Origin of the sequence: Xanthomonas sp. 10-10, from assembly GCF_040182365.1 — a bacterium.
GTDB lineage: Bacteria > Pseudomonadota > Gammaproteobacteria > Xanthomonadales > Xanthomonadaceae > Xanthomonas > Xanthomonas arboricola_F.
In genome coordinates, this window is the sequence record NZ_CP144460.1 from 2,333,395 (window position 1) to 2,358,816 (window position 25,422).

The window sequence follows — 25,422 nt, forward strand, 5'->3', positions numbered from 1 at the left end:
GAAGGGCGACCTGCACCCACTGTCTCCCGCAAGTGGGGGGAAGGCGACCTGCACTCTCTGTCTCCTGAAAGAGGGAGAAGGACGACCTGCACTGCCTTCTCCCGCGTGCGGGAGAAGGTGGCGCAAAGCGCCGGATGAGGGCCGCGCGTGCACCAACGGATCAGTACAAGATCCGCGTCCGCAAGGTCCCTTCGATCAGGGCCAGGCCTTCCTTCAGCGCGGTGGCCTGCGCCTCGCTGGCACTGACGTCGATCACCACGTAGCCGACCTTGGCGTCGGTACGCAGGAACTGGCCGTCGATGTTGACGTTGTGGCGCGAGAACAACTCGTTGATCTTGGACAGCACGCCCGGCACGTTGCGGTGGATGTGCAGCAGCCGCAGGCTGTCGGGGTGTTCGGGCAGGGTGACCTCGGGGAAATTCACCGCCGACAAGGTGCTGCCATTGTCGCTGTAGCGCACCAGCTTGGCGGCCACTTCGATGCCGATATTGTCCTGCGCTTCCAGCGTGCTGCCGCCCACGTGCGGGGTCAGGATCACGTTGTCGTGTGCGGTCAGCGGCGATTCGAAGACATCGCCATTGCCCTTGGGCTCGACCGGGAACACGTCCACCGCCGCGCCGCCGATCTGACCGGAGGTGAGCGCCGCATCCAGCGCGTCGATATCGATGACGGTGCCGCGCGAGGCGTTGATCAGATGCGCGCCGGGCTTCATGCGCGCGATTTCAGCCGCGCCGATCATGTCCTTGGTGGACGCAGTCTCCGGCACGTGCAGTGTCACCACGTCCGAGCGCGCCAGCAGGTCGTCCAGGTCGATCGCCGCGCGCGCGTTGCCCAGCGACAGCTTGGTTTCGATGTCGTGGAAGATCACCTGCATCCCCAAGGATTCGGCCAGCACGCCGACCTGGGTGCCGATGTGTCCGTAACCGACGATGCCCAGCACCTTGCCACGCGTTTCGTGGCTGCCAGCGGCCGACTTGGACCAGCCGCCGCGATGGCATTCGGCGTTTTTCTGCGGAATGCCGCGCAACAGCAGGATCGCCTCGGCGATCACCAGCTCGGCCACGCTGCGGGTGTTGGAATAGGGCGCGTTGAACACCGGAATGCCGGCCAGCTCGGCCGCGTCCAGGTCGACCTGATTGGTGCCGATGCAGAAGCAGCCCACCGCGATCAGGCGCTTGGCATGCGCCAGTACCTGCGCGCTCAACTGCGTGCGCGAGCGGATGCCCACGATATGCGCCTCGGCAATGCGCGCGATGAGTTCGTCTTCGGGCAACGACTTGGAGTGCAGTTCGATCTGCGAATAACCGGCGGCGCGGAACACATCCACCGCGGTCGGGCTGATGCCTTCCAGCAACAGCACGCGGATGTCCTGCTTGGGAAACGAGGTTCTCTTCGGCGACATGGGGGAGCGCAATGCAGCAATCGGGTCGGCAACTATGCCAGATGGGGTGCCCGATGGGGCGCCCGCAACGCACTGTTCGCAGTCGCGCAGCCCTTGCGCCGCAACGGTTTCAGCTGAATCGAACGCGTTCGCGGCGACTGGCGGTGCGGCTGGACGAGGCCGGCGCGCACTGGCACGCTGTGTGGTTCCTACTGCAGCGCCGTGTGCCATGACCGATCCCCGCATTCTTTCGTTGCAACAGGCCGTGCCGGCACTGCGTCTGAAAACCGATCCGGCCGACCTGGAGCATTACGGCCGCGACTGGACCCGGCGCTGGACGCCGAACCCGTTAGCCATAGCGCTGCCAGGCTCGGTCGAGGAAGTGCAGGCCGTGATGCAGTGGGCAAATGCGCAAGGCGTGGCGGTGGTGCCATCGGGCGGGCGCACCGGTCTGTCCGGCGGCGCGGTAGCCGCCAACGGCGAGCTGGTGCTCAGCCTGGAGCGCCTGAACAAGCCGCTGGATTTCAATGCGGTGGATCGCACGCTCACCGTGCAGGCCGGCATGCCGCTGGAAGCGGTGCACAACGCCGCGCGCGAACATGGCCTGGTGTATCCGGTGGATTTCGCCGCACGTGGTTCCTGCTCGATCGGCGGCAACATCGCCACCAATGCCGGCGGCATTCGCGTGATCCGCTATGGCAACACCCGCGAATGGATTGCCGGCCTGAAAGTGGTCACCGGCGGCGGCGAGCTGCTCGCGCTCAACAATGCCTTGGTGAAAAATTCCAGCGGCTACGATTTCCGTCATCTGATGATCGGTTCCGAAGGCACGCTCGGTATCGTGGTCGAAGCGACGCTGCGGCTGACCGACCCGCCGCCGCCGAGCAATGTGATGCTGCTGGCGCTGCCCTCGTTCGAGGTGTTGATGCAGGTGTTTGCCGCATTCCGCGCGCAACTGCGGCTGGAAGCGTTCGAGTTCTTCACCGACCGCGCACTGGAACACGTGCTTGCGCACGGCGCGCAGGCTCCCTTTGCCGAGGTCCATCCGTATTACGTGGTCACCGAATTCGCCGCCGGCGACGAGGCGCAGGAAGCCGCGGCGATGGCGGCGTTCGAAACCTGCATGGAGCAGGGCTGGGTCAGCGACGGGGTGATCAGCCAGAGCGATGCGCAGGCCGCGCAACTGTGGCGGCTGCGCGAAGGCATCACCGAAGCGGTGGCGCGCTACACCCCCTACAAGAACGACGTATCGGTGCGCATCTCGGCCATGCCGGCGTTTCTGGCCGAAACCCAGGCACTGCTCGGCGAGGCGTACCCGCATTTCGATGTGGTGTGGTTCGGCCATATCGGCGACGGCAACCTGCATATCAACGTGCTCAAGCCCGACGCCACCAGCCAGGCCGATTTCGTGACGGCCTGCGATCAGGTCACCAAGGTGCTGGCAAATGCGCTGCAGCGCTTTGGCGGCAGCATTTCTGCCGAGCATGGTATCGGGCTGGTCAAGAAGCCCTACCTGTGGAGCACGCGCTCTACCGCTGAAATCGCGGTGATGCGCGGCGTCAAACATGTGCTCGATCCTCATCTTTTGCTGAATCCCGGCAAGCTGTTCGACATGGACGAGGTGCCCGGCGCAGCGACTGCCGGGTAGTCTTTTCACCACCTCACATGGAATGACACGCCGATGATGCGCTCCCTGGTGTTTTGTGCTTTGACCCTGTTGCCGCTGGCAGCCGCCGCATCCAGTCTTGCGGGAACCTCGGCCGGCGCGTCGTCGGCCGGTTCGTCCAACAGCAGCAGTTCCGGCGACGACAAGGTGGTTGCCGACGCGCGCGAAGATGCAGCCGGCTTCGTGGCCAGCGACGGTGCCATCCGCGGCGCGCGTCTGGAAGCGGCATTGCTGCAGTTGCGCAGTCGCAGCGATGCGGCGCGCGCGTCCAGCGACCTGGAACTGGCTCAGTCCATCCTGGCGCAGTGACTCGTCGCCGCCGGTGCGTAGGGCTGTGGCTGGCCGCAGCGATCGCACCGGCGACGCACGCCCAATCGCAGCGTTCGCCCACGCTGCAGGTGTCGGTTGTCGCATCGGAGCTGACCCCGTCAGAACGCGCAGCCAGCCAGGCGCTGGTGCAGCAGGTTCAACACCGGTTGCCGACAGGGTGGGGACAGCGCGATGCGGCAGCCATTCAATTGCAGTGGCGCCGCGACCTGCCGGCGCAGGTGCATGGCCGCGCCATCGGCAATCGCATCCTGCTCGATCATGCGCTGTTGCACGCCTGGAGCATGCAGCCTGCCAGCGCACGCACTGACATCGGCGCGCCGGCCACACGCGCGGCGATGGCGGCGTTGGTGCACGAATTGGCGCATGTGCGCGATCGTGGAGCAGGCAGCGCGTTGTCGCGCGACCCACGGCTGCGCGATCTTGCCGGCTGGCAGGTGCGCCCGTGGCGGGTCGGACGCGGCGCAAACCGCTTCAGCGACCGCAGTCCGGATGCCTACGAGCGGCATAGCCCGGCCGAATTTTTCGCGGTCAATCTTGAGCATTACGTGCTGGATGCGGACTACGCCTGCCGCCGTCCGGCGCTTGCGGCGTGGTTTTCCGAGCGGCTAGGGCCACCGCAGGCTGTCGCCGCGTGCGCGCCGACCTTGCCGTATCTGCAGGCCGACAACGATGCCGGTGCGATGTCGTTGCTGACGTTGGATCCGGCGCGGGTCTATGCGGTGGACTACCTGCTTGCCGAAGGCAACGAGCAGCCGATGAGTCGCTGGGGCCACAGCATGTTGCGCCTGGTGATCTGCGCGCCCGGTCGCGTGCCAGGGCCGGCATGCCGGCTGGATCTGCAGTATCACCGCGTGCTGTCGTTTCGTGCATTCGTCGGCGATGTGCAGATTTCCAGCTGGCGCGGGCTGACCGGGTCGTATCCGTCGCGATTATTCGTGCTGCCGCTGAACCAGGTCATCGACGAGTACACCAAGGTGGAGCTGCGTGCCTTGTCGTCGGTGCCGCTGGCGCTGAGCCCGGATGAGATCGCCGCGCTGCTGACGCGCGCCGCGCAGGTGCACTGGAGCTACGACGGGCGCTATTACTTCATCAGCAACAACTGCGCGGTGGAAACCTACAAGTTGCTGCACGACGGCGTGCCGCGCCTGGCTGCCGCCGGCCTGTCATCGATCACCCCGCGCGGCGTGCGCCAGCGCCTGGAACGCGCGGGCCTTGCCGATCTGCACGTGCTGGACGACCGCGCGCAGGCGACACGTCAGGGCTATTACTTCGAATCGGCGGCGGCGCATTATCAGGCCATGTTCGACGTGCTTCGGCGTGGCATCCCGGTGCCGCAAACCAGCGTGGCGCAATGGCTGGATGCCGCGCCTGGCGCACGCGCGCAGTGGTTGGACCGCGGCGGCCTGCGCGAAACCGCAGCCGCACTGCTGCTGGAGCAAGCCGCATTACGGCGACAGGAACTGGTCGCGCGCGATGCGCTCAAGCGCCTGTTGCGGCCCGGCATTGCCGAGCGTGCAGCCGTGCAGGATCAGCTGCAGAGCCTGTTCGCCCGGCAGGCGCAACTCAGTCACCCGGCTGCGCTGCTCGACGGCCCCGGCTACGGACTACCGCAGGCCGACGAGCAGCAGCGCGTCAGTGTGCAGGTTGCGCAGGCGAGCGGCGGCCTGGCCGAAGGGTGGAGGCAATTGCAGGCCCTGGGTCGCCAGCGGCTGTCGGCCGGGTTGCGTGCCGATCTGGCGCAGGCCGAGGCGAACGTGGAGACGCTGCGGGCACGCTTGCGGATGCTTGCGCAGCCGGTGCAGGCAGTTGCGTCAGTGCCGGAGCAGCGGGTGGCAACTGAACGCTGAAGTGGCGCGTCGGTTGATGGCCAGGTTGCAGACATCGCCAGTGCAGCCGGCAGACGGACAGGCCCGCGACTTGAATGCCGTTGAGACGATTGCTGGTGAGTCGACGCCGACCAATGGCGCGTCTGCAGCATTGCGCTGCGAAAGGCGTGGCCGGGATACCCGGCGCTTGGCACTTTCCATTTCCATCGTGAGTGAGCGGCTTGCTGCAGTCGCAGCTGCAACAAGCCGTCAGACCGGTGAATGCACTGCTCAGGTCGCTGGCTGCAAATCCGCCTGGGCGGCGTACTGCCGCAACCATTGGCTCACATGCGCATCGTTGCGGTAGCGCTGCATCAGGTTGGCCAGGCGCGCCGGTGCGGGTGTGCAGAATTGCGCCACCGCCACCTCGATTTCGTGGCGGCGGTCGGCGTCGTAGGGTTCTTCGCCGGCAAAGTGTTCGCAGGTGTCGTAGTCCTCTACCAGCTTGCGCACATCCTCCGGCATGCCGCACAGGCCTGCCGGATGTTGCAGCCATTCTTCTTCCACCTTGGGGTCGGTGCAGGGGGCCGCTGCGGAGGCCGGCGCAGGCGCCGGTTCCGCAGTGCAGGCAGCCAGCAGCCCCAGGGTCAGGGCAACGGCCAGGCGACGCATCAGTCGGCGCGGCCGGCAAACTCGCCGGTGCTGGTGTTGACCAGCACGCGCTCACCGTTGGTGATGTACTCGGGCACCATGATTTCCATGCCGGTGTTGAGCTTGGCCGGTTTGGGGCGCTTGGTGGCGGTGCCGCCCTTGAGTTCCGGCGGCGTCTCGACCACTTCCAGCGTCACCGTCTGCGGCAGCTGCACCGCCACCGGCTGGTCGTCGATTACCTGCACATAGATGCCGGTCAGCCCGTCGGTGATGTAGCCGGCATCGGTGCCGATCACATCGGCGTCCAGGGTGTAAGGGGTGAAGTCTTCGTCGTCCATGAACACGAATGCCTCGCCATCCTTGTACGAGAACGTGGACAGGCGACGCAGCAATTCCACTTCCGGCAGGTTGTCGTCGGCATCGAAGCTGGCATCGGTCTTCACCCCGCCCGGCACGCTGTACATGATGAAGCGGAAGCGCACATTGCCGCCGCGGCCCTGCGGCGAGCTGCGCTCGATGTCGCGGATCTGGTAGATGCCGCCGTTGTATTCGACGACGTTGCCTTTCTTGATGTCGTTGGCTTTCATGGGAATCGGGAGTTGGGAATGGGGAATCGAAAAAGCCGGGGCCGGGGCGCTGAGAGCAGGGCGTCGTTACGATTCCCCATTCCCGATTCCCCATTCCCGGCTACTTGGGTGCCAGCCGCACGCCGCCGTCCAGGCGAATCACTTCGCCATTGAGATAGCGATTGCGCAGGATGAAGGCGACGGTGTCGGCATATTCGTCGGGTTGGCCCAGGCGCGAGGGGAACGGAATCGAGGCCGACAGCGATTGCTGCACGGCCTCGGGCATGCCGTCCACCATCGGGGTCCAGAACACGCCGGGTGCGATCGTCATCACGCGGATGCCGAAGCGCGCCAGCTCGCGCGCCATCGGCAGCGTCATGCCGACCACGCCGCCCTTGCTGGCGGCATAGGCGGCCTGGCCGATCTGGCCCTCGAAGGCGGCCACCGACGCGGTATTGATGATCACCCCGCGCTCGCCATCGTCGCCGGCGGGGTTGTGCTGCATCACATCGGCCGCGGCCTTGGCGACATTGAAGCTGCCGACCAAGTTGACCAGCACGGTGGTGCGGAAGGTCGCCAGCGGCATGGGCGCCTCCTTGCCGAGCACACGGCCTGCGCCGAGGATGCCGGCGCAGTTCACCACAAGATTCAGTCCGCCCAGCGCCTGCGCGGCCTGCGCGACATTGGCGGCCACCTGTGCTTCGTCGGTGACATCGGTGGGCAGGTAGTGCGCATTGCCGGCACCCAGCAAGGCCAGCGCCGCATCGGCCTTGTCGGCATTGACGTCGAACAACGCGACCTTGCCGCCATCGGCCACGATGCGTTGCGCCACCGCCAGGCCCAGGCCGGACACGCCGCCGGTGATGACGGCGCAGGTTTCAGCTGGCTTCATAGCTATTGTCCCTCCCAGGAGAACGCGCATTCTAGCCGAGTGCGACGCGCTCTCGCTTAGCAGTGACAGGAGGTGCGAGCGGGCTAGCTACCACGTGCGGCAGCGATGAACGCGGGGTCGCTGACAAGCGCTCCGATCAGCTTCTGCACCGTCGTGCCGTAGTTGTCGACCGCTGCCGCGATTGCCACAGCGCCGATGAAGGAGGCTTCCCACTGATGTTCGACGGAGAGCTCCCGCTCGTAGACCACGATGCCATCACGCACGAGCACGAAGCGGGCGCCGATCTGGGCGCGCCCGATCCTGACGCCGGCCGCGTTGACGGTGTTCTTGGTCAGCGTCCCGCGCAGCTCAACGGCGTTGTTTGTCGATAACGCCTGTGCTGTACTCAACTCCTCGATCAATGCATCGCGCAGATAGCTCGCATAGGTGCCATCGCCGCCGCTTTTGAGTGGATTGCCACGCAAGCTCAGGGAATGGTTTTCCACGCCAGCGGCTGCGTCGAACTTGCCCACGCTGACGGAGATCGGTTGGCGAAGCAGCGCTGCGCTGTTGTCGATACCGGGCTGATATTTGGGGGGCTGCACGGAGGCGCATGCCGGTAGCAGCATGCACAGCACCGCCAGAAGGAGACATCGCGTTACACCGTTCAAGCGCCGGAATCCACGAAAGCGCCCTGCGCGGCAAGTTGCTTCAGCGCGTTGAGCACGAGCTGATCGACCACCACATTCGCGGCCTCGGCAGGTGTCTTGGCGGGCAATCCGGCCGGGCCCGCCTTGTTGCCGACCGTAGTGTGGAGTGCGTGCTTCACCGTGGTCTGCGTGGTCTTGCCTGCGCGCGTGTAGACCGCGGTGCAGATGTAGCCATCGGTGACCAGGCTGCCAGCCAGACCAAACGTTAGACCTGTGCCAAATCCTTTTGCCGCCGCGTTATCGGTGAGCGGAACATTGTCGATCACCAGCCGCAATTGCCCGGCACCGGGTGTGTTGCCGCCGATTTGCCCAAACTGATGCGACTGCGCCACTGCGGCGATCACTCGGCTGCGCATGTCTTCGGTGGCACGCGCGTTAGCGTTGCCCTTGGTACGGAACTCGAACAGCACTAGGACCGGGTCCGGCGAACTGGGCGCCGTGAACTGACTTTGCGTGACAACCGGCAAGGCGGGATCGACGTACGACTTCATGGTGATGCATGCGCTCAAAGAGGCGCACAAGAACAATGCCAGTGCCGCACGCAATGCGCGCAGTCCAGTGTTACGACACATATCGATGTCCCCCTGAAGAAGCGCACCCGGCCATTCGGGTGGCGCCGCTTTTATGCGACATCTATCACGAAAAGTAAAGATGGCGTGACGAAAGGCAGGCTACGCGGCTGCCAGCGCCCTGCCGACCTTGCTGCCGGTCTCGCGGCCCAGCAGGTGCGCCAGCCAGCGGCCGGTGTGGGCGAGGGCGGGCAGGTCGATCCCGCTCGACATGCCCAAGCCGTGCAGCAGATACACCACATCTTCGCTGGCCACATTGCCGCTGGCGCCCTTGGCATACGGGCAACCACCGGCGCCGGACACCGCCGCATCGACCACGCGCACGCCCTGTTCCAGGCAGGCCGCGATATTCGCCAGCGCCTGCCCGTAGGTGTCATGGAAATGCACGGCCAGTGCGTGCATCGGCACCGCCTCTGCCACTGCGGCCAGCATCTGGCGCGCCTTGCGCGGGGTGCCGACGCCGATGGTGTCGCCCAGCGAAATTTCGTAGCAGCCCAGCGCGTACAGCCGCTGCGCGACATCCACCACGTCCGCCACCGGCACCTGGCCTTGATACGGGCAACCCAGCACCGTGGAGACGTAGCCGCGCACGCGCACACCGTCGAGGGCGGCCTGCGCAAGGATCGGCCGGAAGCGCTCGAGCGATTCGTCGATACCCGCATTGGTATTGGTGCGGTTGAAGGCCTCCGACGCCGCAGTGAAGACCGCCACCTCCTGCGCGCCGGCCGCCTGCGCGCGGGTGTAGCCCTGCAGGTTCGGCACCAGCACCGGATAGGCGATGCCAGGTGCCTGTGTGATGCCGGCAAAGACCTCGGCCGCGTCGGCCAGCTGCGGCACCCAGCGCGGGCTGACGAAGCTGGTCGCCTCGATGGTGCGCAGGCCGGTAGCCGACAGCCGATCGATCAACGCAATCTTGTCGGCGGTGGCGATCGGTTGCGCCTCGTTCTGCAGCCCGTCGCGCGGGCCGACCTCGACAATGCGCACGAAGTCGCTCATGTCCGAGCCCCGCTGCCTGCAGCGGTGCGGGCAACCGCCCGGGTGCTCATGCCACGTTCTCCGGCACCCAGGCCGGGGAGCGTTTGTCCAGGAATGCGCCCAGGCCCTCCTGGCCTTCGGGCGAGACGCGCAAGCGGGCGATCCATGCGGCGTTGGCGGCATCGATGGCATCGCGGTCGGCGGCCGGCAGCACCGAGCGGACCAACGACTTGGCAGTGCTGGCGGCCAGCGGCGCGGCGGCCAGCAGCAGGCGCACCTGCCGCTCCACCGCGATATCCAGTTGATCGGCTGCCACCAGTTGATGCAGCAGCCCCAATAACTGCGCAGTACCGGCGTCGAAGATCTCGCCGGTGGCGAACCAGCGGCGTGCCTGGCGTGCGCCGATCGCTGCGATCACGTACGGCGAAATCACCGCCGGCAACAAGCCGAGCTTGCTCTCGGTCAGCCCGAAGCGCGCCTCGGTGCAGCCGATGGCGATATCGCAGCACGCCACCAGGCCCACGCCGCCGCCGAACGCCGCGCCGTTGACGCGCGCGATGGTGGGCTTGGGCAGTTCGTCCAGCGTGCGCATCAGGCGCGCCAGGGCGAACGCATCGGCCGCGTTGTCGGCTTCGCTGGCGCCGGCCATGCCGCGCATCCAGTTCAGGTCTGCGCCCGCAGAGAACGCCGCGCCCGCACCGGTGATCACCACCACCCGGATCTGCGCTGCCTGGCCAGCCTGCCGCAAGGCGTCGGTGAGCGCGCTGATCAAGGTCGCATCGAAGGCGTTGTGCACCGCCGGGCGGTTCAGTCGCAACGTGCGGACCGCTCCCAGGTCCTCCACGATCAAGCCGGTGTCCTGCATTGCGTCAACGTCCATGAATGGGATGCGAACCATGATAGCGGCACGGGTCGCTGGCGCCATGACGCGGTGCGTCGATGCTAGAATTGAGAACCATTCCTAACAAGCAGGCCGTCTTTGTGACGCTGTCCGACATGCCCTTGCGTTGCGCCGCCATCGTGGACTCCGTGGAGGATCGTCTTCCCAACGACACGATCGCCCGGCGTCTGCGTGAGCTGGGGTTTGTCGCAGGCGAGGAGGTCACGGTGCTGGCAACCGGGCCAGTCGGCCGCGAACCGTTGCTGGTGCAGGTCGGCTACACGCGTTTTGCGTTGCGTCGTAGCGAGGCCGCGCGCGTGCAGGTGCGGCAAGACGGAGCATCGGCATGACGGCGGCCGCCGTGCCGTTGCGTCTGGCGCTGGTGGGCAACCCCAATAGCGGCAAGACCGCGTTGTTCAACCAGCTGACCGGCAGCCGCCAGAAGGTGGCCAACTACACCGGCGTCACCGTCGAACGCAAGGAGGGGCATTTTCGTGCGCCGTCCGGCCGCGACTTTGCGGTGCTCGATCTGCCCGGCGCCTACAGCCTGCAGCCAGCCAGCCTGGACGAGGCGATCACCCGCGACCTGTGCCGCGGCTTCTATCCCGGTGAGCCTGCGCCGGACGTGCTGGTGTGCGTGATGGATGCGACCAACCTGCGCCTGCACCTGCGCTTCGCGCTGGAGCTGCGCGAGCTGGGGCGGCCGATGATCGTGGCGCTGAACATGGTCGACGCGGCGCAGCGACGGGGTATCGTCATCGATCTGCCGGCCTTGGAGCAGGCGCTCGGCGTGCCGGTGGTGGAGACCGTGGCGGTGCGACGCGGCGGCGCCAAGGCGCTGGTCGAGCGCATCGACGCACAGGCCGCGAGCCTGGCGGCACCGAGCGCCACGCCGCCTGCCGATGGCAACTACCATGCGCAGGTGCGGCAGATCCTGAGTGCGGCGGTGACCATGCCGACGCGGACCTCGCGCGTGGACGATGCGCTGGACCGCTGGCTGCTGCATCCGATCTTGGGGCTGGTGACGCTGGCGGTGGTGATGTTCCTGATCTTCCAGGCGGTGTATGCCTGGGCCACCCCGGTGATGGACCTGATCGATGCCGGCACCGCGATGCTGGGCGAGTGGGTGGGCACCACGCTGCCGGAGGGACCGCTCAACAGCCTGCTCAAGGACGGCATCATCACCGGCCTGGGCGGGGTGATCGTCTTCCTGCCGCAGATCCTGATCCTGTTCGCCTTCATCCTGGCGCTGGAAGAATCCGGTTATCTGCCGCGCGCGGCGTTTTTGCTCGATCGTATGATGGCGGCGGCCGGCCTGTCCGGGCGCTCGTTCATTCCGTTGCTGTCGAGCTTTGCGTGCGCGGTGCCGGGCATCATGTCCACGCGCAGCATCCAGGACCCGCGCGACCGGCTCGCCACCATCATGGTTGCACCACTGATGACGTGCTCGGCGCGCTTGCCTGTGTATGCGCTGCTGATCGGCGCCTTCATTCCACAAAAAACCGTGTGGGGCATCTTCAACCAGCAAGGGCTGATCCTGTTCGCGCTTTATGCCGTGGCAATTTTCAGTGCGTTGCTGGTGTCGTGGACGATGAAGAAGTGGCGTCGCGACAAGAGCGAACATCCGTTGATGCTGGAGCTGCCGTCCTACCGCGTGCCGCACCTGCGCGATCTGGCGCTGGGGTTGTGGGAGCGCGCCTGGATCTTCCTCAAGCGCGTCGGCGGCATCATCCTGGCGTTGACCATTCTGCTATGGTTCCTGTTGTCGTTCCCGGCCGCGCCGGCCGATGCGACCTTGCCGCCGATCGACTACAGCTTTGCCGGCCGCATCGGTCACGCGATGGCGGTGTTCTTCGCGCCGCTGGGCTTCAACTGGCAGATCTGCATCGCGTTGATTCCCGGCCTGGCCGCGCGCGAAGTGGCAGTGGCGTCGTTGGCGACCGTCTACGCGCTGTCGGCTGCCGATGACGATGCAGCGGCGCAGGCCTTGTCGCCGCTGATCAGCGATGGCTGGTCGCTGGCCACCGCGTTGTCGCTGCTGGTCTGGTACATCTACGCGCCGATGTGCATCTCCACCCTGGCCACGATCAAGCGCGAGACCAACTCGTGGAAGCAGATGACCATCAGCGCGGTCTATCTGTTCGCACTGGCCTACCTGGCCTCGCTGGTGACCTACCAGCTGGCCGTGTTGTCTGGCGCCGGCTGACATGGATCTTTCACTCACCCTGCAATACGTGGTGATCGCCATCGCGGTGCTGGTCAGCCTGTGGGTGGTGATGAAAAAGCAATTTCCGGGCGTCTTGCGAACGATGCGTGGCGCCCTTGCGCTCGCGTTGCTGCGCGACGGGCGGCCGGCCTGGATGCGCACGCTGGGCCGGCGCGTGGCGCCGCCGGCGGCGCAGGGCAATGCGGCCTGCGGTGGGTGCGACAGTTGCGGCCCCGCGCCAACGCGCAAGCACTGAGACCCTTCGCCTCGGCTACACTTGCACGGCCGCAGGAAGCGGCGTGACAGGGGGGTAAGTGCATGCGTTTGCTGGTGTTGCTGGCGGTCTTGGCCGCGGTTGCAGGTTTGTACAACTATGGCGGCAACTCGCTCGACGAGAAGCAGGTGCGCGATTTCTACGCGGCGCACGACAAGGCGATGGTCAGTCAGGATGGGGAGGCGCTCTGCGCCATGACCGCGCCGGACTTCGAAATGGTGGTGCTGTACCGCATGGATTCCCAGCAGAAGCGCGAGACCGCCGATCGCGCCAAATACTGCAAGTCCAACGGCGAGTGGACACAGGTGCTGCAGCAGATGCGCCATGTGGCCGAGCCGGAAGAGCTGATCGACTACAAGCACTCGATTACCAAGATCGAGATCGCCCCTGATGAGCAATCGGCGATGGTCGAAACACGGGCCACGCTCGGCTTGCCCGGTTTGCGCATGACCTTCCGTTCGCGCGACAAGATCGTGCGCAAGCGCTGGAAGACCTTGATCACGCGGAGCGAAGGCACCGCCTGGGTTGGTCCGGCGTATCGGTAGCCGCAAGGCGGCGGTGCTTTCTGCGCCGCCGCCAGCAGCGTCCAGCAACGCGACTGTGCGTACCGCCGGGCGGGCACGGCATCGGCCACTTGCATGCTCCGGTTGTGAGCCGTCCGCATCTGCCTGACGACCGCTCGCCAGGCGTTGCTGGCTGCCCTGCATCGACGCACGCGCGCTGCAGTGCACAGCGCCGGGGTCGCGGGCGTTGGGTATGCTTGCAGCATGACGACCTCCTTCCAGATCTCCCGACGTGCGCAGGCGCTGACCAGTTCGGCGATTCGCGAAATCCTCAAGGTGACCGAGCGGCCGGAGGTGATTTCCTTCGCCGGCGGCCTGCCATCGCCGGCGACCTTTCCGGTCGAGCGCATGCGCGCGGCCAGCGACCAGGTGTTGCGCGAGGCGCCGCAAGCGGCGTTGCAATACGGCCCGACCGAAGGCTATGCCCCGCTGCGCGAATGGGTGGCTGCGCGGCTGAGCCGTGACGGCGCCGGCATCCGGCCCAGCCAGGTGCTGATCACCACCGGCTCGCAGCAGGGACTGGACCTGCTCGGCAAGGTGTTTATCGACGAAGGCAGCAAGGTGCTGGTGGAGACGCCGAGTTACCTCGGTGCGTTGCAGGCGTTCTCGCTGTTCCAGCCCGCGTTTGTCGGCATGCCGTCCGACGACGATGGCGTGGTGGCGGATGCACTGGATCCGGCGCTGCTGGCCGATGCGCGCTTTCTGTATTGCCTGCCCAATTTTCAGAATCCCACCGGGCGGCGTCTGCCATTGGCGCGACGTCAGGCGCTGGTCGCACGCGCGGCCGAGGCCGGCGTGCCGATCGTCGAAGACGACCCGTACGGCGAGCTGTACTACAGCGGCGAACCCTTGCCGAGCCTGCTGTCGATGAACCCCGACGGGGTCATCTACATGGGGTCGTTCTCCAAGGTGTTGGCGCCCGGGCTGCGGTTGGGCTACGTCGTCGCGCCCGAGGCCGTGCTTGGCAAGTTGATCCAGGCCAAGCAGGCGGCCGATCTGCATACGCCGTCGTTCACCCAGCGCGTGGTGTATCAGACGCTGCAGGACGACTTTCTCGACACGCATATCCCGCAGATCCGAGCGCTGTATGCGCGGCAGTGCAGTCTCATGCTGGAAGCGCTGGATCGGCACTTCCCGGCGCAGGTGCAGTGGAATCGTCCGGAAGGCGGCATGTTCCTGTGGGTGACCCTGCCGCCCGGGCTGGATGGCACTGCATTGCTGGCGCGCGCGATCGCACGCAATGTCGCGTTCGTGCCGGGGGCGCCGTTCTTTGCGACCTTGCCGCAAGCCAATACGCTGCGGCTGTCGTTCGTCACCGTGCCGGGCGAGAAAATCGATGCCGGCATCCAGGTGCTTGGGGACGTGCTGCGCGAAGCGCTGGCCGAACTGCCAGGGCAGGGCGCATGACATCGCCGGCCGCGGTGCCGCAAGCGCCGGTTACCACGCGCATCGATCACGTCGCCACCGGCGTCGCGCGCGACTTCACCCGCCCCGGTAGCCGCAGCGCGATCGACAAGCGTGCCGTTGATGGTTCGGTCGCGATCGGTGTCGAAGGGCTGGTGGGCGACGAGCAAGGCGACCGGCGCGTGCATGGCGGGCCGGACAAGGCGATCCATCACTATCCGCGCGACCACTACGCGGCCTGGCGTAACGAGATTGGCGCGCATGCGCTGCTGGAAGCGGCCGGCGCGTTCGGCGAGAACCTGAGCAGCACCGGCCTGACCGAGGCCACGGTCTGCCTTGGCGACCGCTTTACCCTGGGCACCGCCGTCGTGGAGGTCTCGCAGCTGCGCCAGCCGTGCTGGAAGTTGTCCGATCGCTTCGGTGTGCGCGACATGGCGCGCCGCGTGCAGGAAACCGGCCGCACCGGGTGGTACTACCGCGTGCTGCAGCCCGGCGCGGTGGCGTCTGGCGACACGCTGGCATTGCAGGAGCGACCGCATCCGCAGTGGAGCCTGTCGCGGTTGCAGCAGGTGCTGTATGCACGCGAGGTCGACGTTGCGGCCATCACAGCGTTGCTGCGTCTTCCGCTGGTGCCGTCGTGGCAGGCCCTGTTCGAACGCCGTCTGCAACGCAGCGAAGTGGAAAGCTGGAGCAGACGCCTGACCGGTCACGACGACTAAGGGCAGCGAACAAAACGACCGTGCTCACCCACCACCGCCAGGCGGGCGCGGCCGCTGCTCGGTGCTGCATGTACCACGCTTATCCTGCGGTCCTGAGCGCGCCGTCCACGCCCATCTGACGCTTTCTCGCTGCGTCGTATTAGCCGTTCCAGGCAGCGGTCGCGCGCTGCGGTCATTGATGCACCGGCCGTAGTCACCGCGCACAACAATCTCGCTCGCAGCGTCAGCCGCCCAAGCGCAACGCCGCGCATGCGTGGCATCCACAGATCGCTCGACCAGCGGTAGCGCTACTGCAGGCGACAAGCCACGTCATCTCCACCAAACCACGCCAACCTCAGCAAACGCTCAGACCCGCGCGCCGCCGTGACGACTCCCCAATCCCAACTCCGCAATCCCCGCACCTTGTGCAACCCCCACCGCCTCGCTAGCCTGCGGGTATGACAACGTCTCCTGTAAAAGTTCTGATCCACGGCGCCTCCGGGCGGATGGGCAAGGCATTGCTGCGCCTGGCGGCCGAAGACGACGCATTGCAGGTCGTCGGCGCAGTGGTGGGGCGCTCGCCGTCGCAGCGCGTGGTGGACGGCGTGCCGTTCTTTGCCGCCAGCGAGCTGGGCGGTGCGCCTGCCTTCGATGTGGCGATCGACTTCAGCCTGCCGCAGGGCTTTGCACCGATCCTGGCGTTATGCGCGCAACGCGGTAAGCCCTTGGTGTCCGGGACCACCGGGCTGGACGAGACGCAGCGCGCCGCGCTGCTCGATGCCGCGCGACAGATTCCGTTGGTGTGGGCCTCCAACTTCAGCCTGGGTGTAGCGGTGTTGACCGAATTGGTCGAGCGCGCTGCCGGCACCTTGCCCGGGTGGGATTGCGACATCATCGAAGCGCATCACGTGCACAAGCAGGACGCGCCATCCGGGACCGCACTGACGTTGGGCGAGGCGGCCACCGGCAGCGGAGCGCAGCCGCGCTTTGCCAGCCTGCGTGCCGGCGACATCGTCGGCGAGCACACCGTGCAGTTCACCGGGCTGGGCGAGCGTGTCGAGCTGGTGCATCGCGCCACCAACCGCGACATCTTCGCGCGCGGTGCGCTGCACGCGGCCAAACGCCTGATCGGCCGGCCGGCTGGCAGCTACCGGGTGCGCGACCTGGTGCTATAGCCCGCGCGCAACCGCGCATGAACAATTGCGCGGTTGCGCAGCCTATTCATGCCGCCGTTGCAGCGCTCCTGCCGCAGGAGGTGCGTTGCAGGCTGGCAAGCAGAGGCACTTGCCTTTACAATTCTCGCTTGCCCGAACCAGCGTCGGACCGGTCCTCAGCACCGCGTCCGCGCTTTGCTGCAACCGGAATTTGGCCGGAAGCGCATCGGAGTCCCAGGCAGCCAGAGCGAGACCCCACGTGACCCAACCCGCAATCCTTGTCCTCGAAGACGGCACCGTGTTCGAGGGCGAATCCGTAGGCGCCAACGGGCTTTCCGTCGGCGAAGTGGTGTTCAACACCGCCATGACCGGTTACCAGGAAGTCCTGACCGATCCCTCCTACGCCCGCCAGATGGTCACGCTGACCTATCCGCATATCGGCAACACCGGCTTTACCGACCAGGACGACGAGGCCAGCAAGATCTGGGCCGCCGGCCTGATCGTGCGCGATGTACCGCGCCGCCCCAGCAGCTGGCGCAGCGAAGTCGCACTGCCGGAATGGCTGCAGGCCCGCGGTGTGGTGGCCATTTCCGGCATCGACACGCGCAAGCTGACCCGTCTGCTGCGGCAGAAGGGCGCCCAGAACGGCGCACTGATGGCCGGCGAGATCGACGTCGACAAGGCGCTGGAAGCGGCGCGCAGCTTCCCCGGCCTGAAGGGCATGGACCTGGCCAAGGTGGTTTCCACCGAGACCAGCTACAGCTGGCAGGAAGGCTCGCTGGATCTGAATTCGGACACTTTCGTGCGCACCGAGCTGAAACACAAGGTCGTGGCCTATGACTACGGCATCAAGCTCAACATCCTGCGCATGCTGGCCGACCGTGGTTGCGACGTCACCGTGGTGCCGGCCCGCACGCCGGTGGCCGAGGTGCTGGCGATGAATCCGGACGGCGTGTTCCTGTCCAACGGCCCGGGCGACCCGGAGCCTTGCGATTACGCGATCGCCGCGATCCAGGAATTGATCGCCAGGAAGGTGCCCACCTTCGGCATCTGCCTGGGGCATCAGTTGCTGGCACTGGCCGCTGGCGCCAAGACGGTGAAGATGACCACCGGCCATCACGGCGCCAATCATCCTGTGCAGGATCTGGATGGCGGGCGGGTGATGATCACCTCGCAGAACCATGGCTTTGCAGTGGATGAAACCACGCTGCCGGCCAATGTGCGGGTGACGCATCGTTCGCTGTTCGATGGCACCAACCAGGGCATCGCTCTCACCGACGCGCCGGCGTTTTCGTTCCAGGGTCACCCGGAAGCATCGCCGGGCCCGCGCGACGTGGGGCCGTTGTTCGATCGGTTTACCGCGTTGATGGCGGCCAAAGCCTGATGATGGCCTCGCTGGCCCTGCCGTCGCGACTGCGCCGCTGGCGTGTGTACGTGTTGGCGGCGCTGGTGTTGGCGGCCTATCCGGCGTTCGTGCTGATTGCGGTGTATTCGCAATGGCTCGGCGCCGGCCTGGAAGGTGGACGCAACGGCCCCGCCGATGCGTATCGGCACAGCCTTGCCAGCGCCATCGTCGCCTATACCTTGTCCCCGCGCTGCGTGGATCTGGTGACCGCGGTGATGGAGCGCGGCGGGCAGGGGAACGCCAGCCGGGCCATGGATGCCCACAACAACATGATCGGCGCGCGCATCGGCGCGGCCGCTCCGAGCTGGGCCGCGATGCAGCGAGAGGTTCGCGCCGCGGTCGACCATGGCGCGATCGATGCCCGATCGCCCGACCAGATTACCTGGCGCGCCCCCGCGGCGTGGCAGGACCGACTTTACTGAGGACCCCCATGCCAAAGCGCACCGACCTAAAAACCATCCTGATCATCGGCGCCGGCCCGATCGTCATCGGCCAGGCCTGCGAGTTCGATTACTCCGGCGCGCAGGCGTGCAAGGCGCTGCGCGACGAGGGCTACCGCGTGGTGCTGGTCAACAGCAATCCGGCCACGATCATGACCGACCCGGACATGGCCGATGCGGTGTACATCGAGCCGATCAACTGGCAGACGGTCGAGAAGATCATCGCCAAGGAAAAGCCCGACGCCCTGCTGCCGACCATGGGCGGGCAGACCGCGCTGAACTGCGCGCTGGACCTGGCCGACCACGGTGTGCTGGAGAAGTACAACGTCGAGCTGATCGGCGCCAAGCGCGAAGCCATCCGCATGGCCGAAGACCGCGAACTGTTCCGCGTGGCGATGGGCGAGATCGGCCTGGATTGCCCCCGCGCCGAAGTGGCGCACACGCTGGAAGAGGCACTGGATATCCAGACCCGCGTCGGCTATCCGACCATCATCCGCCCCAGCTTCACGCTGGGCGGCAGCGGCGGCGGCATCGCCTACAACCGCGAAGAGCTGATCGAGATCGTCGGCCGTGGCCTGGAACTGTCGCCGACCACCGAAGTGCTGGTGGAAGAATCGGTGCTGGGCTGGAAGGAATTCGAGATGGAAGTGGTCCGCGACACCGCGGACAACTGCATCATCGTCTGCGCGATCGAAAACCTCGACCCGATGGGCGTGCATACCGGCGACTCGATCACCGTGGCGCCGGCGCAGACGCTCACCGACAAGGAATATCAGCGCCTGCGCGATGCCTCGATCGCGGTGCTGCGCAAGATCGGCGTGGATACCGGCGGCTCCAACGTGCAGTTCGGCATCAGCCCGACCACCGGCCGCGTGGTGGTGATCGAGATGAACCCGCGCGTGTCGCGCTCGTCGGCGTTGGCGTCCAAGGCCACCGGCTTCCCGATCGCCAAGGTCGCCGCCAAGCTGGCGGTGGGCTACACGCTGGACGAATTGCGCAACGAGATCACCGGTGGCCTGACCCCGGCTTCGTTCGAGCCCTCGATCGACTACGTGGTCACCAAGATTCCGCGCTTTGCGTTCGAGAAATTCCCGCAGGCCGACGCGCGCCTGACCACCCAGATGAAGTCGGTGGGCGAGGTGATGGCGATGGGCCGCACCTTCCAGGAATCGCTGCAGAAAGCGCTGCGTGGGCTGGAAACCGGCAAGATCGGGCTGGATCCGACCGGCCTGGACCTGGGCAGCGAAGACGATATCGCCGCGCTCAAGCGCGAGCTCAAGGCGCCGGGCCCGGAGCGTCTGTTCTATGTCGCCGATGCGTTCCGCGCCGGCATGAGCGTGGCCGATGTCTACGCGCTGTCGTTCATCGACCCCTGGTTCCTGGATCAGATCGAAGAACTGATCAGCCACGAGCAGCAGCTGGCCGACGACGGCATGCCGGCACTGGATGCGGCGCGTCTGCGCACGCTCAAGCGCGCCGGTTTCTCCGATGCGCGCCTGGCCGAGCTGACCGGCACCAACGAGGAATCGGTGCGCACGCTGCGTCGCGCGCTGAAAGTTCGCCCGGTCTACAAGCGCGTGGATTCGTGCGCGGCCGAATTCGCCACCAGCACCGCGTATCTGTACTCGACCTACGAGGACGAGTGCGAGGCGCTGCCGACCGATCGCGACAAGATCATGATCCTCGGCGGTGGCCCCAACCGCATCGGCCAGGGCATCGAGTTCGATTACTGCTGCGTGCATGCGGCGCTGGCGCTGCGCGATGACGGCTTTGAAACCATCATGGTCAACTGCAACCCGGAGACCGTGTCCACCGACTACGACACTTCCGACCGCCTGTACTTCGAGCCGCTGACGCTGGAAGACGTGCTGGAAATCGTCGAGCTGGAAAAACCCAAGGGCGTGATCGTGCAGTACGGCGGCCAGACCCCGCTGAAGCTGGCGCGCGCGCTGGAAGCCAACGGCGTGCCGGTGATCGGCACCTCGCCCGATTCGATCGACCTGGCCGAAGACCGCGAGCGTTTCCAGCAGCTGGTCGACAAGCTGGGCCTGAAGCAGCCGCCGAACCGCATTGCCCGCAATGCCGAGGAAGCCCTGGTGCTGGCGCGCGAGATCGGCTATCCGCTGGTGGTGCGCCCGAGCTATGTGCTCGGCGGCCGCGCGATGGAAATCGTCTACGGCGAATCCGACCTGGCGCGTTATGTACGCGACGCGGTCAAGGTCTCCAACGATTCGCCGGTGCTGCTGGACCGCTTCCTCGACAACGCGGTGGAAGTGGACGTGGACATCATCGCCGACAAGGACGGCAATGTGCTGATCGGTGGGCTGATGGAACACATCGAAGAGGCCGGCGTGCATTCGGGCGATTCGTCGTGCTCGCTGCCGCCGTATTCGCTCTCGCCCAAGACCCAGGCCGAGCTGCGTCGCCAGGTGGTGATGCTGGCCGAAGGCTTGAACGTGGTCGGCCTGATGAACACCCAGTTCGCGGTGCAGGTCAACGAGGCCGGCGACGATGTGGTGTTCCTGCTGGAGGTGAACCCGCGCGCCTCGCGCACCGTGCCGTTCGTATCCAAGGCGATCGGCATCCCGCTGGCCAAGATCGCCGCACGCTGCATGGCCGGCAAGACGCTGGCCGAGCAGGGCGCCACCAAGGAAATCGTGCCGGGCTATTACTCGGTGAAGGAAGCGATCTTCCCGTTCGCCAAGTTCCAGGGCGTGGACCCGATCCTCGGGCCGGAGATGCGCTCCACCGGCGAGGTGATGGGCGTGGGCCGCAGCTTCAGCGCCGCGTTTGCGCGCGCGCAGGAGGCCGGCGGCATCAAGGCGCCGCCGGTGGGCAAGGCCTTCGTGTCGGTGCGCGACCCTGACAAGCAGCGCGTGCTGCCGGTGGCGCAGGCGCTGGTGGAACGCGGCTATACGCTGGTCGCCACGCGCGGTACCGGCGCCTGGCTGCAGCAGAACGGGCTGAGCTGCGAGATCGTCAACAAGGTGGCCGAAGGCCGCCCGCATATCGTCGATTCGATCAAGAACGGCGAGATCGTCTACATCGTCAACACCACCGAAGGTCGCGCCGCCATCTCGGACTCGTTCTCGATCCGGCGTGAAGCGCTGCAGCATCGCGTGACCTATTCGACCACTGTCGCCGGCGCCAAGGCGCTGGTGCATTCGCTGGAATTCCGCGGCACCGGTCCTGTCTGGTCGCTGCAGGAACTGCACAAGGAGCTTCAAGCATGAGAGCACCCATGACATCCAAGGGCGCGCAACGTCTGCGCGAGGAACTGGATCAGCTGAAGTCGGTCAAGCGCCCGGCGGTGATCGCTGCGATCGCCGAAGCGCGTGCGCACGGCGATCTGAAGGAGAACGCCGAGTATCACGCTGCGCGCGAGCAGCAGAGCTTCATTGAAGGCCGCATCAAGCAGCTGGAAGGCGAGCTGTCGCATGCCGAGATCATCGACATCACCAAGTTGTCGGCCGGCAGCAAGATCGTGTTCGGCGCCACGGTGACGCTGGCCGACACCGAGACCGATGAAGAGAAGCGCTACCAGATCGTTGGCGATCTGGAAGCGGACATCAAGCTGGGCCTGATCGCGATTTCCTCGCCGCTGGCACGCGCGTTGATCGGCAAGCTGGAAGGCGATTCGGTCACCATCGATGCGCCGGCCGGCCAGCGCGAATACGAAGTGGTCAGCGTCGCGTACCTGGATTGACCCACTGACGCCTGAGCGATGACGACCGCAACGCTGCTGCTGCCCGAAAAACGCCGTCTGCCCGGAACGCTGGACAACGCGGTGGTGGCCAGCGCCCTGGCGCGCGCCGATCTGCACGCCGCCGATGCCGGCGAAGTGGCGCAGTTGCAGCGGCATTTCACGCTGACGCCGGCGCAGTGGCCGGTGGCGGCATTGACCCGGCAACTGGATGCCGGCGATGCCGCGGGCGCGACCTGGGTGCGTGCCGATCCGGCCTATGTGGTACCGGACATGCAGGGCGCGCGCTTGATGGGCTATGGCGAGGCGCTCGGCGCCACGGCCGAGGACCTGGCGGTGTTGTTGCCGATCCTCAAGCCGATGTTCGGGGATGCGGGATTTTTGCTCGATGCACCGACGCCATCGCGGTGGTATCTGCGTCTGTCGCCGGATGCCAGGTTGCCGGAGTTCGCGCCGCCGGATGTGGCGATCGGCGACGATCTGTTCGAGCATTTGCCGGCCGGCGACGCGGGCCGACGCTGGCGTGCCTTGCTGACCGAAGCGCAGGTGTTGCTGCATCAACATCCCTGGAACGAGGGCCGCGTGGCCAGCGGCAAACCGGCGATCAATTCGCTGTGGTTCTGGGGCGGCGGCGTGCTGCCGCATGCAGTGACATCGCCGCATCGGCAGGTGCGCAGCCGCGAGTCGCTGCTGCGTGCGCTGGCTTTGGCGGCCGGTGCCGATGCGCAGGGCGAACAACGCGTGGATGCGCTGGTGGACCTGCGTCATCTGCGTTCGCTGCAGCAGTTCGGCGACGACGCAGTGGCACCGCTGCTGGCGGCGATGGCGCGTGGCGAGCTGGATCGGCTGGTGCTGGATTTCCAGGATGGCGAAACGCTGTCGCTGGCGCGCTCGCAACGCTGGCGGTTCTGGCGCAAGCCACGGCAGCAACTGGCGCAATGACCTCCACTCCCCGGATCGTCCGGCGCCCACCCGGGCAGGCCGGAAGCTGGCCCGATGCCATGTTGCCGCTGCTGCGTCGCATCTACGCATCGCGCGGTGTCGGCGATGCGCAGGGCGCGCAGCCGCGGTTGGGGCAGTTGCTCTCGCCGGAGTTGCTGCATAACAGCGACGTGGCCGCCAACCTGTTGGCCGATGCGATCGCCCGGCAACGGCGCATCCTGGTGGTGGGCGATTTCGACTGCGATGGCGCCACCGCCTGCGCGGTGGGCGTGCGCGGCTTGCGCATGCTCGGCGCGCTGGATGTGCACCACGCGGTGCCCAATCGCATGGTGCACGGCTATGGCCTGTCGCCCGCATTGGTGGACGAATTGGCCGTGCTGCAGCCGGATGTGCTGGTCACCGTCGACCACGGCATCGCCTGCCACGCCGGCGTGGCGGCGGCCAAGGCGCGCGGCTGGACGGTGCTGGTCACCGACCATCACTTGCCTGGCGAAGTGTTGCCGCCGGCCGATGCGATCGTCGATCCGAATCTGGCCAACGACAGCTTCCCGAGCAAATCGCTGGCCGGCGTAGGCGTGATCTTTTACGTGTTGCTGGCGCTGCGCAGTGTCCTGCGCGCGCGTGGCGCCTTTGCCGGCCGCGCCGAACCGGATCTGTCGGTGTTGCTGGATCTGGTCGCCGTCGGCACGGTGGCCGATCTGGTGCCGCTGGACACCAACAATCGCGCGCTGGTGTCGGCCGGGTTGCGCCGCCTGCGCGAAGGCCGCGGCTGCATCGGGTTGCGCGCGTTGATCGATGCCAGCGGCCGCGATGTCGCGCGTCTGAGCGCCAGCGATATCGGGTTCGCGCTCGGGCCGCGCTTGAATGCAGCCGGCCGGCTGGAAGACATGGCGCTTGGCATCGAGCTGCTGCTCAGCGAGGACTGGAACCGCGCACGCGAGATCGCCGCCACCCTGGAAGAGATCAACGCCGAGCGCCGCGCGGTGCAGCAGTTGATGACCGACGATGCCGAGCAGTTGGTCACCAAGGTGGTGCTGGACGCCGAGGGCGCCTTGCCGATCGCTGCCTGCCTGTTCGATGCGCAATGGCACCCCGGCGTGATCGGCCTGGTCGCTTCCAAATTGAAAGATCGGTTGCATCGCCCGGTGATCGCGCTGGCGCCGGCCGAGCCGGGCAGCAGCCAGTTGCGCGGCTCGGCGCGGTCCATTCCCGGCCTGCATATCCGCGACGTGCTGGCGGCGGTGGATGCGCGTCATCCGGGTTTGCTGCAGAAGTTTGGCGGCCATGCGATGGCGGCGGGCTTGAGCATCGATCACGCCGCGCTGGCGACCTTCGAGCAGGCCTTTCAGGCGCAGGTTCACGCGATGGTGGATGCGTCGCTGTTGCATGCCGAGTTGCACAGCGATGGCGAACTCGCCGCGCACGAACTCGATCACGTGCACGCCGAAGCCTTGCGGGTGGCCGGTCCGTGGGGGCAGGGCTTTCCGGAGCCGCTGTTCGATGGTCAGTTCGAAGTGCTGCAGTACCGGGTGCTCAAGGAGCGCCACCTCAAGCTGACCCTGCGTTGCGCCGGCCGCGCCGAGCCGCTCAATGCCATCCACTTCAACGGCTGGCACGGTAGCGAACCGGCACGCTTGGTGCGCCTGGCATACCGTCTGGTCAGCGACGACTATCGCGGTGGCACCGCGGTGCAGTTGATCGTCGAACATTGTGAGCCGGCGATAGTCACCGGCTGATCTGCGGGCTCAGTGTTCTCTCTAGCTTTTGTAGGCCGCACCTGGCGTCATCTGGATGTTTCCAAGCCTCGTTGGTCGAAGGCGCGGTGTCCTCGCGGCTAGCGGGACGTGCCGTGAATCTCCGTGGAGGGAGCTGAGCGTCGGGTTCTCAGGCGCGCGGCTGCCAGTCGCTGGCTTCGGTAGGGGGCGGCAGCGTGGCCGGGGATCGGCTCCTCGGCTCGGCCAGACATCCTGTCTGACTCGCCGCCGCGGCACATCCTGAGTGCCGCTCTCCGCCAACCCCCGGCCACGCTGCCGCCTCGGCGTGTGGTTTCCATGACCTGGTCAAGGCAGGCCATTTCACCATCTTGTTTTCAAGATTCGCGATGACGACTCCGTAGGTGTTTTCTTGAAGAACCTGTGTTGTTTGGGGTGTGCCGGGAAGCTGATCGGACGCGCCGTGATCCAGGCAACACGCGTCATGCTCCGCTTGCAACCATGCACACCGACCATC

The 25,422-nt window shown here is 66.4% G+C and carries 24 protein-coding genes and 1 other RNA gene; 17 read left to right on the forward strand and 8 right to left on the reverse strand.

Going from position 1 to position 25,422, the window contains the following annotated elements:
- Positions 1 to 160 precede the first annotated feature (160 nt).
- Positions 161 to 1,402 (reverse strand): phosphoglycerate dehydrogenase, encoded by a 1,242-nt coding sequence (serA, locus tag VZ068_RS09910; protein ID WP_259159800.1) that lies wholly within the window; start codon positions 1,400 to 1,402, stop codon positions 161 to 163.
- Positions 1,403 to 1,610: 208 nt separating this feature from the next.
- Between serA and VZ068_RS09915 the strand changes: the two genes are divergently transcribed.
- From VZ068_RS09915 to VZ068_RS09925, 3 genes are read left to right on the forward strand one after another with little or no spacing between them, the layout of a single operon-like run.
- On the forward strand, positions 1,611 to 3,029 hold the full coding sequence (locus VZ068_RS09915) for an FAD-binding oxidoreductase (protein WP_349657529.1): 1,419 nt from the start codon (positions 1,611 to 1,613) through the stop codon (positions 3,027 to 3,029).
- A 33-nt stretch (positions 3,030 to 3,062) separates the two neighbouring features.
- Positions 3,063 to 3,356: a DUF2388 domain-containing protein gene (locus VZ068_RS09920; protein WP_046962540.1), complete on the forward strand. Its 294-nt coding sequence runs from the start codon at positions 3,063 to 3,065 to the stop codon at positions 3,354 to 3,356.
- Entirely contained in the window at positions 3,353 to 5,224 is a 1,872-nt protein-coding gene (locus VZ068_RS09925) for a DUF4105 domain-containing protein (RefSeq protein ID WP_349657530.1), read from the forward strand. The genes VZ068_RS09920 and VZ068_RS09925 overlap by 4 nt, the downstream gene beginning before the upstream one ends.
- Before the next feature lie 249 nt (positions 5,225 to 5,473).
- Here the strand turns inward: VZ068_RS09925 and VZ068_RS09930 are convergent, their stop codons facing one another.
- The 7 genes from VZ068_RS09930 to VZ068_RS09960 all read right to left on the reverse strand — a co-directional run bounded on the left by VZ068_RS09930 (position 5,474) and on the right by VZ068_RS09960 (position 10,389).
- Positions 5,474 to 5,854 (reverse strand): hypothetical protein, encoded by a 381-nt coding sequence (locus tag VZ068_RS09930; RefSeq protein WP_349657531.1) that lies wholly within the window; start codon positions 5,852 to 5,854, stop codon positions 5,474 to 5,476.
- Complete coding sequence (yeiP, locus tag VZ068_RS09935) at positions 5,854 to 6,420, reverse strand: elongation factor P-like protein YeiP (RefSeq protein WP_259164267.1); 567 nt, start codon at positions 6,418 to 6,420, stop codon at positions 5,854 to 5,856. The genes VZ068_RS09930 and yeiP overlap by 1 nt, the downstream gene beginning before the upstream one ends.
- A 100-nt stretch (positions 6,421 to 6,520) precedes the next feature.
- Positions 6,521 to 7,291 (reverse strand): SDR family NAD(P)-dependent oxidoreductase, encoded by a 771-nt coding sequence (locus VZ068_RS09940; RefSeq protein WP_349657532.1) that lies wholly within the window; start codon positions 7,289 to 7,291, stop codon positions 6,521 to 6,523.
- 83 nt (positions 7,292 to 7,374) lie between these two features.
- Positions 7,375 to 7,941, reverse strand: coding sequence for a hypothetical protein (locus VZ068_RS09945; RefSeq protein ID WP_349657533.1), 567 nt, complete (start codon positions 7,939 to 7,941; stop codon positions 7,375 to 7,377).
- Positions 7,938 to 8,471 (reverse strand): hypothetical protein, encoded by a 534-nt coding sequence (locus VZ068_RS09950; protein ID WP_349657534.1) that lies wholly within the window; start codon positions 8,469 to 8,471, stop codon positions 7,938 to 7,940. The genes VZ068_RS09945 and VZ068_RS09950 overlap by 4 nt, the downstream gene beginning before the upstream one ends.
- A gap of 180 nt (positions 8,472 to 8,651) precedes the next feature.
- A complete protein-coding gene (locus VZ068_RS09955) occupies positions 8,652 to 9,545 on the reverse strand; it encodes a hydroxymethylglutaryl-CoA lyase (RefSeq protein ID WP_259164251.1) in 894 nt (297 codons plus the stop codon).
- Between the two features lie 46 nt (positions 9,546 to 9,591).
- Positions 9,592 to 10,389: an enoyl-CoA hydratase-related protein gene (locus VZ068_RS09960; protein ID WP_259166333.1), complete on the reverse strand. Its 798-nt coding sequence runs from the start codon at positions 10,387 to 10,389 to the stop codon at positions 9,592 to 9,594.
- Between the two features lie 116 nt (positions 10,390 to 10,505).
- Between VZ068_RS09960 and VZ068_RS09965 the strand changes: the two genes are divergently transcribed.
- From VZ068_RS09965 to recJ, 14 genes are all read left to right on the forward strand, one after another.
- Positions 10,506 to 10,754, forward strand: coding sequence for a FeoA family protein (locus VZ068_RS09965; RefSeq protein ID WP_259159917.1), 249 nt, complete (start codon positions 10,506 to 10,508; stop codon positions 10,752 to 10,754).
- Positions 10,751 to 12,610, forward strand: coding sequence for a ferrous iron transporter B (locus VZ068_RS09970; protein WP_259164249.1), 1,860 nt, complete (start codon positions 10,751 to 10,753; stop codon positions 12,608 to 12,610). Before VZ068_RS09965 ends, VZ068_RS09970 begins: the two co-directional genes overlap by 4 nt.
- Position 12,611: 1 nt before the next feature.
- Positions 12,612 to 12,866, forward strand: a complete 255-nt coding sequence (locus VZ068_RS09975) for a DUF6587 family protein (RefSeq protein ID WP_259159820.1) — start codon at positions 12,612 to 12,614, stop codon at positions 12,864 to 12,866.
- 62 nt (positions 12,867 to 12,928) lie between these two features.
- Complete coding sequence (locus tag VZ068_RS09980; RefSeq protein WP_349657535.1) at positions 12,929 to 13,429, forward strand: nuclear transport factor 2 family protein; 501 nt, start codon at positions 12,929 to 12,931, stop codon at positions 13,427 to 13,429.
- Between the two features lie 222 nt (positions 13,430 to 13,651).
- A complete protein-coding gene (locus VZ068_RS09985; protein ID WP_349657536.1) occupies positions 13,652 to 14,854 on the forward strand; it encodes a PLP-dependent aminotransferase family protein in 1,203 nt (400 codons plus the stop codon).
- On the forward strand, positions 14,851 to 15,570 hold the full coding sequence (locus VZ068_RS09990) for an MOSC domain-containing protein (RefSeq protein ID WP_349657537.1): 720 nt from the start codon (positions 14,851 to 14,853) through the stop codon (positions 15,568 to 15,570). The genes VZ068_RS09985 and VZ068_RS09990 overlap by 4 nt, the downstream gene beginning before the upstream one ends.
- Positions 15,571 to 15,638: 68 nt before the next feature.
- Positions 15,639 to 15,715, forward strand: a non-coding RNA gene (locus VZ068_RS09995) — sX9 sRNA.
- Positions 15,716 to 16,007: 292 nt separating this feature from the next.
- Positions 16,008 to 16,724: a 4-hydroxy-tetrahydrodipicolinate reductase gene (gene dapB / locus VZ068_RS10000; RefSeq protein ID WP_259159828.1), complete on the forward strand. Its 717-nt coding sequence runs from the start codon at positions 16,008 to 16,010 to the stop codon at positions 16,722 to 16,724.
- Between the two features lie 238 nt (positions 16,725 to 16,962).
- Positions 16,963 to 18,087 (forward strand): glutamine-hydrolyzing carbamoyl-phosphate synthase small subunit, encoded by a 1,125-nt coding sequence (gene carA / locus VZ068_RS10005; protein WP_349657538.1) that lies wholly within the window; start codon positions 16,963 to 16,965, stop codon positions 18,085 to 18,087.
- Positions 18,087 to 18,530 (forward strand): hypothetical protein, encoded by a 444-nt coding sequence (locus tag VZ068_RS10010; protein ID WP_259159832.1) that lies wholly within the window; start codon positions 18,087 to 18,089, stop codon positions 18,528 to 18,530. The genes carA and VZ068_RS10010 overlap by 1 nt, the downstream gene beginning before the upstream one ends.
- An 8-nt stretch (positions 18,531 to 18,538) precedes the next feature.
- On the forward strand, positions 18,539 to 21,781 hold the full coding sequence (gene carB / locus VZ068_RS10015) for a carbamoyl-phosphate synthase large subunit (protein WP_349657539.1): 3,243 nt from the start codon (positions 18,539 to 18,541) through the stop codon (positions 21,779 to 21,781).
- A gap of 8 nt (positions 21,782 to 21,789) precedes the next feature.
- Positions 21,790 to 22,254 (forward strand): transcription elongation factor GreA, encoded by a 465-nt coding sequence (gene greA, locus VZ068_RS10020; RefSeq protein ID WP_181112888.1) that lies wholly within the window; start codon positions 21,790 to 21,792, stop codon positions 22,252 to 22,254.
- Between the two features lie 18 nt (positions 22,255 to 22,272).
- Positions 22,273 to 23,193, forward strand: coding sequence for a phosphoglycerate mutase (locus VZ068_RS10025; RefSeq protein WP_259164212.1), 921 nt, complete (start codon positions 22,273 to 22,275; stop codon positions 23,191 to 23,193).
- The gene (recJ, locus tag VZ068_RS10030; RefSeq protein ID WP_349657540.1) at positions 23,190 to 24,929 is read left to right on the forward strand and encodes a single-stranded-DNA-specific exonuclease RecJ; all 1,740 of its coding nucleotides are present in this window, start codon (positions 23,190 to 23,192) and stop codon (positions 24,927 to 24,929) included. The genes VZ068_RS10025 and recJ overlap by 4 nt, the downstream gene beginning before the upstream one ends.
- Positions 24,930 to 25,422: the final 493 nt, after the last annotated feature.